The following is a 12,905-nucleotide window of genomic DNA, read 5'->3' as shown; positions in this document are numbered from 1 at the left end:
GAATTCTGGCGCTGAGGACAGGGCCAGAGTTTAGCTTTACAGTTGGGTAATAGTCTTAATTTCGACGGTTTGGTGCCTTCCAGGATAAATCCGTTCGATACTAACTGATATACTCATTTCCGATTTTAAACCGACATATCAAGTATTAACTTGAACGGCCTATAAGAGAGGTATCTTAATGTCTGCCAATAATACCAAAGTAAAAAAAGCGGTAATCCCGGTAGCGGGTTTGGGTACGCGTATGCTCCCGGCTACCAAAGCGATTCCTAAAGAAATGTTACCGCTGGTTGATAAGCCGTTAATCCAGTATGTCGTTAACGAGTGTATCGCTGCTGGCATCAACGAAATTGTGCTGGTAACGCATTCATCAAAAAATGCCATCGAAAACCACTTTGATACCAGCTTCGAACTGGAATCAATGCTGGAAAAACGCGTTAAGCGTCAGCTGCTGGATGAAATCCAGTCAATCTGCCCGCCACACGTCACCATCATGCAGGTTCGTCAGGGCATCGCTAAAGGTCTGGGTCACGCTGTAATGTGTGCACACCCACTGATCGGTGATGAGCCGTTTGCGGTTATCCTGCCAGACGTCATCATCGACGAATATGAATCTAACCCAACCAAAGATAACCTGGCAGAGATGCTGAGCCGTTATGAAGAGTCTGGCCGCAGCCAGATCATGGTTGAGCCGGTTGCCGATGTGACTGCATACGGTGTTGTCGATTGCCAGGGCGCAGAACTGAACCCAGGCGACAGCGCACCGATGGTCGGTGTGGTTGAGAAGCCTAAAGCGTCAGAATCCCCATCAAACCTGGCCGTTGTAGGTCGTTATGTTCTCTCTTCAGAGATCTGGCCACTGCTGGCTAAAACGCCTCCAGGTGCAGGCGGCGAAGTTCAGCTGACTGACTCCATTGCAATGCTGATGGAAAAAGAGACAGTTGAAGCATATCACCTGAAAGGCGTCAGCCATGACTGTGGTAACAAACTGGGCTACATGCAGGCTTTCGTTGAGTACGGTGTTCGTCATCCGGTATTGGGCAAAGATTTTTCTGAATGGCTCGATGGCGCAGTTGGCAACAAAAAGTAATTCATAAACACAGGATAACTCGATGAAAGTCACTGTATTTGGTATCGGCTATGTCGGTCTGGTTCAGGCTGCGGTGTTAGCCGAAGTCGGACATGACGTTCTCTGCATTGATGTCGACGAAAACAAAGTCGAAAATCTGAAAAAAGGCATCATTCCTATTTTCGAACCAGGTTTAACGCCGCTGGTAATGTCCAATTACGAAGCGGGTCGTCTGAAGTTCAGCACTGATGCTGAGCTGGGCGTAAACCATGGTGTTATGCAGTTTATTGCAGTTGGTACTCCACCAGATGAAGACGGCTCTGCCGATCTGAAATATGTGACCGCCGTAGCGCGCACCATTGCGCAGCATATGAACGATCACAAAGTGGTTATCGACAAATCAACCGTTCCGGTTGGCACAGCAGACAAAGTTCGTGCGGTAATGACGGAAGCGCTGAAAGCGCGTGACGCCAACATCACCTTTGATGTGGTATCTAACCCGGAATTCCTCAAAGAAGGTGCTGCAGTTAATGACTGTATGCGTCCAGAACGTATCGTTGTCGGTACTGACAACGACGACGTGGTAGAACTGTTACGCGAGCTCTATGAGCCGTTTAACCGTAACCACGATCGTATGATCATGATGGATATCCGCAGCGCAGAGCTGACCAAGTATGCAGCAAACTGCATGCTGGCCACCAAAATCAGCTTTATGAATGAGATGTCTAACCTGGCTGAACGTTTAGGCGCGGATATTGAAAAAGTACGCCAGGGCATCGGTTCCGACCCTCGCATTGGCTACCACTTTATCTATCCTGGCTGTGGTTACGGCGGCTCCTGCTTCCCGAAAGATGTGCAGGCGTTAATCCGTACCGCTGAGTCAATTGGCTATCAGCCACGTCTGTTGCAGGCCGTGGAAGATGTGAATGACAACCAGAAAAACAAACTGCCAACCTTTATCAAACGTCATTTTGGTGACGATCTGAAAGGTAAAACGTTTGCGCTCTGGGGCCTGTCATTTAAGCCGAACACTGACGACATGCGTGAAGCCTCCAGCCGTGTGCTGATGGAAACGCTGTGGGAAGCCGGCGCATCTGTTCAGGCGTTTGACCCTGAAGCGATGGATGAAGCACAGCGTATCTACGGTCACCGCAGCGATCTTAAGCTGATGGGTACCAAAGAAGCCGCACTGCAGGGCGCTGACGGTCTGGTCATCTGTACGGAGTGGCAAAACTTCCGTGCACCTGACTTCGACATCATCAAAAATGCACTGAAAGAAGCCGTGATTTTTGATGGTCGTAACCTGTATGATCCAGAGCGTATCAGCAAACGCGGTTTCGTTTATTATGCAATCGGCCGCGGAGCGTCTATTCAAACTGCATAATTAACGAGGGATTTATGAACTTTCTGGTCACCGGCGCCGCAGGTTTTATTGGTTTTCATGTCAGCCAGCGTCTGCTGGCCGCCGGTCACCAGGTTGTCGGTATCGACAACCTGAATGATTATTACGACGTAAATCTCAAGCATGCCCGTCTCAATTTAATTAAGGCCGATCCTGGTTTTACTTTTATTGAGATGGACCTGGCGGACCGTGACGCAATGGCGTCACTGTTCGATCAGCAAAAATTCCAGCGCGTTATCCATCTTGGCGCTCAGGCTGGTGTCCGGTATTCCATTGAAAATCCCCATGCCTACGCAGACTCCAATCTGACGGGTCACCTCAATATCCTTGAAGGTTGCCGTCATCATAAAATTGAACATCTGCTCTACGCCTCATCCAGTTCAGTCTATGGTCTGAATCGCAAGATGCCGTTCTCAACCGAAGATAGCGTTGATCATCCGGTTTCTTTATATGCAGCGACCAAAAAAGCCAACGAGTTAATGTCACACACTTACTCGCATCTCTATCAGCTGCCGACCACTGGATTGCGCTTCTTTACGGTCTATGGCCCGTGGGGCCGTCCGGATATGGCGTTATTCAAATTCACCCGTGCAATGATTGCCGGTGAGGCGATTGACGTTTATAACCAGGGCCAGATGAAACGCGACTTTACCTATATTGACGATATTGCTGAAGCCATTGTTCGCCTGCAGGATGTTATTCCACAACAGGACGACAACTGGACAGTTGAAACCGGATCGCCGGCAACCAGTTCAGCGCCTTATCGTGTTTATAATATTGGAAACAGTCAGCCTGTCACGTTGATGAGCTATATCGAAGCGATTGAAAAAGCCCTGGGCATTACTGCGAAGAAAAATCTGATGCCAATGCAGCCTGGAGATGTACTGGAAACCAGTGCGGATACCGAAGCCTTGTTTAAGGCAATTGGATTCAAACCGCAGACCGGGGTCGAAGAGGGCGTTAAAAACTTTGTGGACTGGTACCGCGACTTTTACCGCGTCTGAGTATCTGATTAAAAGAAAAAAAGGAAGCTCCGGCTTCCTTTTTTATTGCGCATCAGGCTGCCAGGAAGGCAGTGACACTGCGGGTTTTTACAGTAAAAAATCGTCCAGCTTTTTACCCTGTTCTTCCAGCGCTTTTTTAATCACGGCCGGTGTGCGGCCCTGACCGGTCCAGGTTCTGGACTCGCCTTTTTCATCGGTGTAACCATATTTAGCCGGACGTACTGAGCGTTTACCTTTTGCCGCAGTCCGTGTGTCGGTCAGCGTGTTAATCAGTTCATTCGGGTCAATACCATCAGCCAGTAGCATTTCACGATACTGATTAAGTTTACGTGTGCGTTCTTCATTTTCTGCCTGAAAATGAGACTCTTCTTCGCGGCGCTCTTTTACTACTACGTCCAGCTTTTCCAGCATCTCTTCCAGTATTTCAACGGAATACTCTCTGGCCTGGGCGCGCAGCGTACGGATATTATTAAGAACTTTTAGTGCTTCGCTCATTGTCCTGGTCTCTTAATAAGGGAAAAGTTGTGTTGCCCGCTAATAGTAGTGGCGACATAAAATAACTGCAATCATAAAAATATGCATATCACTAATTACCCAGGTGACTAAAAATAATTTTCACCAGAAAATTGCACAGTTGTGCAGAATAAAAATATTTTCCTTTAGTCCGATATCAAATAAATTTAATGTATTCAGGTCAGCAACAAAAACGTCATTGCTTTTGTTGCGGGTAAAATAAGCAAAACTTATCCCGTTCGGCACTGCACATAACAGGCGCTGGAAACGGCATGCAGAGGAATAAACGGCCAGCCGTTACACTTTATTCACTCATCAACCGCAACGTATTGCCGCCGCTTTGTGGTAATATGCGCGCCATTCCATTCAGTCCTGATGAAGATACGCGCCGATGGCTCAACTCTATTTCTATTACTCTGCCATGAATGCAGGGAAATCAACCGCACTGCTACAATCCTCATATAACTATCATGAGCGCGGCATGCGTTCACTGGTTTACACCGCTGAAATCGATAATCGCTTTGGTGCCGGGCAGGTGAGTTCCCGTATCGGACTATCGTCACCGGCGTTGCTATACAACGCAGAGACATCACTCTACAGCGACATCGCTGCTGAACATGCCGTTCAGCCTGTCCACTGCGTGCTGGTTGATGAGAGTCAGTTCCTGACCCGTGAGCAGGTTAAAGCGCTGTCAGATGTCGTAGACGACCTTGATATTCCGGTGCTCTGTTATGGTCTGCGAACGGATTTTCGCGGTGAACTGTTTGTTGGCAGTCAGTATCTGCTGGCGTGGGCAGATAAGCTGGTTGAACTCAAAACTATTTGTCACTGTGGGCGCAAGGCCAGTATGGTTCTGCGACTGGATAGCGAGGGCAAACCTTTCAGTGAGGGTGAGCAGGTGGTGATTGGCGGTAACGAACGTTATATCTCAGTCTGCCGTAAGCATTATAAACAGGCGATAGAGCGGGGATCGTTGCAGGCGATCCACGGCGCTCAGACTCCGCTGAATTAACCCTATTGTTCAGGCAATAAAAAACCCGCCGGGGCGGGTTTTTTTATCAGACAGTCAGAACGGCACTATCAGACTTTTTTGGCTTTCTTCTCAAGCTTAATACCTTTTACCGGCTGCTCAGCAATGGCTTCGGCTACGCTTGAGAACGGTTCGACAAATTCACGACCGTAGTAGGTATCGAGCATAATCTGTTTCAGTTCAGCAATCAGCGGATAACGTGGGTTAGCGCCGGTACACTGGTCATCAAACGCATCATCGGCCAGTTTATCGACTTTCGCCAGGAAGTCCGCTTCCTGCACACCCGCCTCACGGATAGAGGTTGGAATACCAAGTTCAGTTTTAATCTCATCCAGCCAGGCGAGCAGCTTCTCAATTTTCTGCGCGGTGCGGTCGCCTGGTGCGCTCAGACCCAGATGGTCAGCAATCTCGGCGTAGCGACGGCGCGCCTGAGGGCGATCGTACTGGCTGAAAGCGGTCTGTTTAGTCGGGTTGTCATTCGCGTTGTAGCGAATAACGTTAGAGATTAACAGGGCGTTGGCCAGGCCGTGTGGGATATGGAACTCTGAACCCAGCTTATGCGCCATTGAGTGACAAACCCCGAGGAAGGCGTTGGCAAACGCAATACCGGCGATAGTGGCGGCATTGTGTACGCGCTCACGCGCCACCGGATTTTTGGCGCCTTCGGCATAGCTGGCTGGCAGATTCTCTTTCAGCAGTTTCAGTGCCTGCAGTGCCTGTCCGTCAGAGTATTCATTCGCCAGCACTGAAACATAAGCTTCCAGCGCGTGGGTCACGGCATCCAGACCGCCGAAGGCGCAGAGTGAACGCGGCATATCCATCACCAGGTTGGCATCGACAATCGCCATATCAGGCGTCAGTGCGTAGTCAGCGAGCGGATATTTCTGACCCGTCGCATCATCGGTCACTACAGCAAACGGCGTGACTTCAGAACCGGTACCGGATGTGGTGGTGATGGCAATCATGCGCGCTTTGACACCCATTTTCGGGAACTTGTAGATACGTTTACGGATATCCATGAAACGTAACGCCAGCTCCTCGAAGTGAGTTTCCGGATGTTCGTACATCACCCACATGATTTTCGCGGCATCCATCGGTGAGCCACCGCCCAGCGCGATGATGACATCCGGTTTGAAGCTGTTCATCTGCTCAGCACCTTTACGCACGATGCTCAGCGTCGGGTCAGCTTCAACTTCGAAGAACACTTCCGTTTCAATGCCGTGTGATTTCAGTACGCGGGTCACCTGGTCGGCATAGCCGTTATTGAACAGGAAGCGGTCAGTGACGATAAAGGCACGTTTCGCGCCATCCGTTGCCACTTCTTCCAGCGCAATTGGCAGTGAACCCCGACGGAAGTAGATGGATTTTGGAAGTTTATGCCACAACATATTCTCAGCTCGCTTGGCGACAGTTTTGGTATTGATCAGATGTTTTGGACCGACGTTCTCTGAAATAGAGTTTCCGCCCCACGAACCACAACCCAGCGTCAGAGACGGCGCCAGTTTAAAGTTGTAGAGGTCGCCGATACCACCCTGCGAGGCGGGGGTGTTGATCAGAATACGCGCGGTTTTCATTTTGTCGCCGAAGTAGTGAACGCGTTCGGTCTGATTGTCCTGATCGGTATAGAGACAGGAGGTGTGGCCGATACCGCCCATGGCGACCAGTTTTTCTGCTTTCGCGACCGCATCCTGGAAATCTTTCGCCCGATACATCGCAAGGGTTGGTGAGAGTTTTTCATGAGCGAACGGCTCAGACTCATCCACCAGCTTCACTTCGCCAATCAGAATCTTAGTGCTCGGTGGCACGCTGATACCGGCCATCTCCGCAATTTTGAACGCTGGCTGGCCTACGATAGCCGCATTCAGGCCGCCGTTTTTCAGAATGATATTCTGCACCGCACTCAGTTCGGCACCCTGCAGCATATAACCGCCGTGGCTGGCGAAACGTTCACGCACCGCGTCATAGACTGAATCGACCACAATCACCGATTGTTCAGAGGCGCAGATAACCCCGTTATCAAAGGTTTTCGACATCAGAATCGACGCAACCGCACGTTTCAGATCGGCGGTTTCATCAATCACGACCGGCGTATTACCCGCACCGACACCAATCGCAGGTTTACCGGAGCTGTAGGCCGCTTTCACCATGCCCGGACCGCCAGTGGCGAGAATCAGGTTGATGTCAGGGTGGTGCATCAGTTGATTTGACAGCTCAACGGAAGGTGCGTCGATCCAGCCGATAATATCTTTTGGCGCACCGGCAGCCACCGCCGCCTGCAGCACGATATCTGCCGCTCTGTTGGTCGCATCTTTGGCGCGTGGGTGAGGAGAGAAGATGATGCCGTTACGGGTTTTAAGGCTGATTAATGCTTTGAAGATGGCGGTTGAAGTGGGGTTGGTCGTCGGGACGATACCGCAAATCAGGCCAATAGGTTCGGCGATGGTAATGGTGCCGAAAGTATCATCCGTGGCTAACACACCACAGGTTTTTTCATCTTTATAAGCGTTGTAGATATATTCTGAAGCAAAATGGTTTTTGATCACTTTGTCTTCGACGATGCCCATACCGGATTCGGCAACGGCCATCTTGGCAAGCGGGATTCGGGCGTCTGCGGCGGCGAGGGCGGCGGCACGGAAGATAGCGTCGACCTGTTGTTGAGAAAAGTTGGCATATTCACGCTGGGCTTTTTTTACACGTTCAACCAGTGCATTAAGTTCGGCGACATTGGTTACGGCCATGGTGTTCTCCTGAAGGAAGTTAAACTTTTTTAGTAAACAATCCTGCGCCCTGAGTATAGTCACGTTGCCATAAGGCGCTGGACTGGATTAGAACGCCCGGATTTTCAACTGTTTACTGAACTAGTCTTCTGTTGCAGTCAGTGAGATTTTCTTCGCTGCCGCTAATACTTCCGTTGCGAAAAGATTACCTGGTTTGGGGTAGGGCAATTTTGATGCAGATCAATTTAACCGCAAGCTGACACCTTTCAGCTCCCCTTTACGCCCTTTGTTTATCAAATTGGTTACCTCTTCACGTCACCAGCCTGGTAGCGGCTAAATCCAGTCACTTTTTAATCTCTGGGGTAAAGCGCTGGATGCTCCGTCATTCAACAGTATAAATAGCTGAGTCAGCATCTGGCGTCCGTGCCTGTTTTCACATACATTAGGCGCGTTTTCCCCCCCTGTGGTACGGAGTAAAGTCGTGAACCCTGCGCTGTTAGATTTATCAGGCTATATAAAATTTTTTGTCGGGCTCTTTGCGCTGGTCAATCCGGTGGGAATTATTCCGGTCTTCATCAGCATGACCCGTTATCAGGGGGTGGCTGAGCGTAACAAAACCAACCTCACTGCCAATCTGGCGGTTGCTATTATTCTCTGGACGTCACTGTTCCTTGGGGATGCGATTCTGCATGTGTTTGGCATCTCGATTGACTCCTTCCGCATCGCGGGTGGGATCCTGGTCGTCACCATTGCGATGTCGATGATCAGCGGCAAGCTGGGCGAAGATAAGCAGAATAAGCAGGAGAAGTCAGAAACGGCGATTCGTGAAAGTGTGGGGGTTGTGCCGCTGGCGTTGCCGCTGATGGCGGGGCCGGGTGCTATCAGCTCGACCATTGTCTGGAGCACCCGCTACCACAGCTGGATAAATCTGCTGGGGTTCACCCTGGCGATTGCCATTTTTGCATTCTGCTGCTGGTTACTCTTTCGGGCCGCGCCGTTAATGGTGCGTATTCTTGGCCAGACCGGTATCAACGTCATTACGCGTATTATGGGTCTGTTACTGATGGCACTGGGCATCGAATTTGTTGTCACCGGCATGAAGTCCATTTTTCCCGGCTTACTCAATTAAACGCTCACTTATTTCAGAGAGTGAAGTGAAATAATGATCCGTAATGGTGCAGGAGGGGCATTTTATGCACCATTACGATGCAATTATTCGTTGCGCTTAACAGAATCAGGCAATTATAAATTTCATTACTGCGCGCTGGCTCACAGACTTTTTTCTGCAAAATAATGTCACTATTTTCACACGATATTCTGCTCTCTATTTTCGTGTAAGCCTCACAAACTGCCAGAATAATCACGCTATCTTAAATTTCATCACGCTGAAGCCAGATTACCCAATATAAGTGCCAAAAAAGAGGCTGTTTGTCGCTGCTTTCCGCTCTTAAGAGGGGTTTCCAGCTAAATAGTCTATTTTTCATATCGATATGATATTTTCAGGACGAAAATTAACACTTCCGCTGCCTGACTTCTCATGATAAAAGAGAATTAGTTAACATTTTAGCTATTTTGCTTTGGCGCGCCTTCGCGGCTTCTGATAATTTTTGGCCCAACGTAAAATTTTTTCTCCGAAAGCCCAAAGTGAGAACGCTTTTTGCTTAAGCCTGTCGGGATACTTAATTTAAGGTTGGCGTTTCGCATGATTGGGATGAAGAATTTGCAGCAGCAGCGGTCAAAACTCGCAGTCGTTTTGTTAATGGCATTTTCTCCGGCCTATGCCGCCACGGTGCCGCCGGGTACAACACTGACCGCGCAGCAACAGATTGTGATCAATAACGGCAGTGAAGTCTCCTCGCTGGATCCGCATAAAACCGAAGGCGTGCCGGAATCCAACATTATTCACAACCTGCTGGACGGCCTGGTCAATACCGATAACAGCGGGCAGGTCGTTCCTGGCGTCGCTAAAAGCTGGGAAAACCCGCAACCCACCGTCTGGATTTTTAATCTGCGGGAGGATGCGAAGTGGAGCAACGGTGAGCCGGTTACCGCCGCTGATTTCGTCTACAGCTGGCGCCGTCTGGTGGACCCGACAACCGCGTCGCCTTACTCCAGCTATCTGCAGGCAGCCCATTTTGCCAATATCGATGCCATCCTTGCCGGCAAAGCGTCACCCGATCAACTGGGCGTGAAGGCGCTGGATGCCCATCGGCTGCAAATTACCCTGAGTGAGCCGGTGCCTTACCTGGTGGCGATGTTAGCGCATACGGCGATGAAGCCGGTTTATGCGCCAGCCATTAAGCAGTGGGGCGAAGCCTGGACCCGCCCAGGTCACTACATCGGCAACGGCGCCTACACGCTAAGCGACTGGGTAGTGAATGAAAAAATTGTCGTGAAGCGCAATCCTCGCTACTGGGATAATGGGCACACCGTGATTGAACAGGGGACATTCCTGCCGATCGCCTCTGAAAACAGCGATATTAATCGCTACCGCAGTGGCGGCACGGATATTACCAACAGTGCGGTGCCACCAGAGATGTTTGGCAAGCTGCGCAAAGAGCTGGGCGATGAAGTGAAGGTCAGCCCGCTGCTCTGCACCTTCTACTACGAGATTAATAACAAAAAGCCGCCGTTTACCGATGCGCGGGTGCGTGCCGCACTGAAGATGACCCTCGATCGCGAGGTCATTGCCAATAAGATCATGGCCCAGGGGCAGATTCCGGCTTACAGCCTGACGCCGCCTTTCACCGCCGGTATCAAACTCACGCCACCTGCCTGGTTCACCTGGACGCAGGCGCAGCGTAATGAAGCCGCGAAGAAGCTGCTGGCAGAGGCCGGCTTTGATGCTGCCCATCCGCTGACCTTTACGCTGCTCTACAACACTTCCGATCAGAACAAACGGCAGGCGATTGCGGCCGCGTCGATGTGGCAGAAAAACCTGGGTGCTAAGGTGACGCTGCAGAATCAGGAGTGGAAAACCATGCTGGAGACCCGTCATCAGGCGCAGTATGACGTGGTGCGCGCCACCTGGTGTGCTGACTACAATGAACCCTCAACCTTCCTGAACATGCTGATCAGCAACGCCTCGATCAACACCGCGTTTTACAGCAGCGCGACCTTTGATCGTCTGATGGCGGAGACGCTGACGGCGGGCAGCGAGGCGCAGCGCGCCGGCCTGTATCAGCAGGCTGAAACACAACTCGACAAAGACTCACCAATTGTGCCAGTTTACTACCGCGTAAGTGTGCGCCTGGTGAAGCCCTGGGTTGGCGGCTTCACGGGCAAAGACCCGCAGGACATGACAGACCTGAAGTACTATTTCATCAAAAAACACTGATCTGATCGCCCGTTCGGCGAGACAGTCGGAAAACGCATCAGCAAACAGACCTTTTTTTGTGGTCAATCTCCCTGGTAACAGGCCAGGGAGCCCGCAGACGGGGGACGCCGGGGCAGAGCATCGCCACGGTGACGATAATAAAACTGGAGTGTAATAATGAACAACATCACGAAAAAAAGCCTGATTGCAGCGGGCGTTTTCGCCGCAGTGAGTGCGCTGGCAGGGAATGCGGCTTTCGCAGCAACAGTGCCTGCGGGCGTTGAGCTGGCCGCAAAACAGGAGCTGGTTCGCGGCAATGGCGATGAAGTGCAGTCGCTCGATCCACACAAAATTGAAGGTGTGCCGGAAGACAACGTAGCGCGTGATCTTTACGAAGGTCTGCTGGTCAATGACAGCAACGGTAAACCGATCCCGGCCGTAGCGGAAAGCTATGAAAATAAAGATTTCAAAGTGTGGACTTTCCACTTACGTAAAAATGCCAAATGGTCCAATGGCGAGCCGGTCACCGCGCAGGACTTCGTCTACAGCTGGGAGCGTCTGGTCGATCCTAAAACCGCCTCACCGTATGCCAGCTATCCGCAGTATGGTCATATCCTGAACGTCGATGACATCATCGCCGGTAAAAAACCAGTTACCGATCTGGGCGTAAAAGCTATTGATGACCACACGCTGGAAGTCACCCTGAGCGAGCCGGTTCCCTATTTTGATAAGCTGCTGATTAACTCCGTCATGTCACCGGTTTACAAACCGGCGATTGAGAAATTTGGCGATCAGTGGACGCAGCCGCAGAACTGGGTCGGCAACGGTGCCTTTAAGCTTGAAGCGCACGTGATTAACGAACGTATCACCCTGGTGCGTAACCCGAACTACTGGGACAATGAGCATACGGTGCTGAACAAAGTCACCTTCCTGCCGATCAGTTCAGAAGTCAGTGACGTTAACCGCTACTTCTCCGAGAACGGCAGCGACATGACCTATAACAACCTGCCGATTGAGCTGTTTAAAAAGCTGCAACGTGACAACGGTAAAGAGCTGCACGTCGATCCATATCTCTGCACCTATTATTACGAAATCAACAACCAGAAAGCGCCATTCACCGATCCGCGCGTGCGCGCTGCCCTGAAGCTGGGCCTGGATCGTGACATCATGGTGAATAAAGTGCTGGCGCAGGGCCAGAAACCTGCCTATAGCTACACGCCACCAGCGACCGACGGCATGGACATTCTGCCGCCAGACTGGTTCAAATGGTCACAGGACAAGCGTAATGCCGAGGCGAAAAAGCTGCTGGCAGAAGCGGGCTACACCGCCGACAAACCGCTGACCTTTAACCTGCTCTATAACACCTCCGATCTGCACAAGAAGCTGGCAATTGCCGCCTCGTCGATCTGGAAGAAAAATATCGGCGTGAACATCAAGCTGGAAAACCAGGAGTGGAAAACCTTCCTGGATACCCGTCATCAGGGTAACTACGATGTTTCCCGTGCGGCATGGTGTGCGGACTACAATGAACCGACTTCCTTCCTGAACACCATGCTGTCCAACAGCAGCAGTAACACCTCGCACTATAAGAGCGATGCGTTTGACAAAGTGATTCGCGACGCGATTAAGGCCCCGGATGCTAAAGCCCGTGCAGCTGACTATCAGCAGGCCGAGCAGATCATGGATAAAGACAGCACCATCGTCCCGGTTTACTACTACGTGAATACCCGTCTGGTGAAACCTTATGTCGGCGGTTATACCGGTAAAGATCCACTGGATAAAACCCTGGATAAAAACTTCTACATCATCAAACACTAATAGCATTCAGGCTATCAGCAGTGGCGGCGCCTCTGGCGC

At 50.9% G+C, this 12,905-nt stretch carries 9 protein-coding genes; 7 read left to right on the top strand and 2 right to left on the bottom strand.

Annotated elements, in window-relative coordinates; all coding sequences use genetic code 11:
* Window positions 1–178 precede the first annotated feature (178 nt).
* The 3 genes from galU to AC6I8B_RS10900 are packed head-to-tail and all read left to right on the top strand — an operon-like array spanning window position 179 to window position 3,472.
* Entirely contained in the window at window positions 179–1,087 is a 909-nt protein-coding gene (gene galU, locus AC6I8B_RS10910; RefSeq protein WP_008925296.1) for a UTP--glucose-1-phosphate uridylyltransferase GalU, read from the top strand.
* A 22-nt stretch (window positions 1,088–1,109) separates the two neighbouring features.
* Window positions 1,110–2,450 (top strand): UDP-glucose dehydrogenase family protein, encoded by a 1,341-nt coding sequence (locus tag AC6I8B_RS10905; protein ID WP_003852248.1) that lies wholly within the window; start codon window positions 1,110–1,112, stop codon window positions 2,448–2,450.
* A 14-nt stretch (window positions 2,451–2,464) separates the two neighbouring features.
* Entirely contained in the window at window positions 2,465–3,472 is a 1,008-nt protein-coding gene (locus tag AC6I8B_RS10900) for an NAD-dependent epimerase (protein ID WP_022625568.1), read from the top strand.
* 87 nt (window positions 3,473–3,559) lie between these two features.
* Here the strand turns inward: AC6I8B_RS10900 and hns are convergent, their stop codons facing one another.
* On the bottom strand, window positions 3,560–3,967 hold the full coding sequence (gene hns, locus AC6I8B_RS10895; RefSeq protein WP_010244359.1) for a histone-like nucleoid-structuring protein H-NS: 408 nt from the start codon (window positions 3,965–3,967) through the stop codon (window positions 3,560–3,562).
* 409 nt (window positions 3,968–4,376) lie between these two features.
* On the opposite strand from hns, the gene tdk reads away from it, so the two are divergent.
* Window positions 4,377–4,997: a thymidine kinase gene (gene tdk, locus AC6I8B_RS10890; RefSeq protein WP_191919829.1), complete on the top strand. Its 621-nt coding sequence runs from the start codon at window positions 4,377–4,379 to the stop codon at window positions 4,995–4,997.
* A 68-nt stretch (window positions 4,998–5,065) separates the two neighbouring features.
* Here tdk and adhE read toward each other — a convergent pair whose 3' ends face one another.
* Window positions 5,066–7,753 carry a bifunctional acetaldehyde-CoA/alcohol dehydrogenase gene (gene adhE, locus AC6I8B_RS10885; protein WP_010670264.1) on the bottom strand — a complete coding sequence of 896 codons (2,688 nt, stop codon included), beginning with the start codon at window positions 7,751–7,753 and terminating at the stop codon, window positions 5,066–5,068.
* 460 nt (window positions 7,754–8,213) lie between these two features.
* Between adhE and AC6I8B_RS10880 the strand changes: the two genes are divergently transcribed.
* The 3 genes from AC6I8B_RS10880 to oppA all read left to right on the top strand — a co-directional run bounded on the left by AC6I8B_RS10880 (window position 8,214) and on the right by oppA (window position 12,866).
* Window positions 8,214–8,861: a YchE family NAAT transporter gene (locus tag AC6I8B_RS10880; protein ID WP_010244367.1), complete on the top strand. Its 648-nt coding sequence runs from the start codon at window positions 8,214–8,216 to the stop codon at window positions 8,859–8,861.
* A gap of 582 nt (window positions 8,862–9,443) precedes the next feature.
* Window positions 9,444–11,069 (top strand): ABC transporter substrate-binding protein, encoded by a 1,626-nt coding sequence (locus AC6I8B_RS10875; protein WP_497817433.1) that lies wholly within the window; start codon window positions 9,444–9,446, stop codon window positions 11,067–11,069.
* A gap of 156 nt (window positions 11,070–11,225) precedes the next feature.
* On the top strand, window positions 11,226–12,866 hold the full coding sequence (oppA, locus tag AC6I8B_RS10870) for an oligopeptide ABC transporter substrate-binding protein OppA (RefSeq protein ID WP_010244375.1): 1,641 nt from the start codon (window positions 11,226–11,228) through the stop codon (window positions 12,864–12,866).
* The last annotated feature ends 39 nt before the right edge of the window (window positions 12,867–12,905 follow it).

The sequence above is a fragment of the Pantoea sp. X-Soil-ISGK-285 genome (genome assembly GCF_059730815.1).
This window is presented reverse-complemented; position numbering and strand designations above follow the sequence as displayed.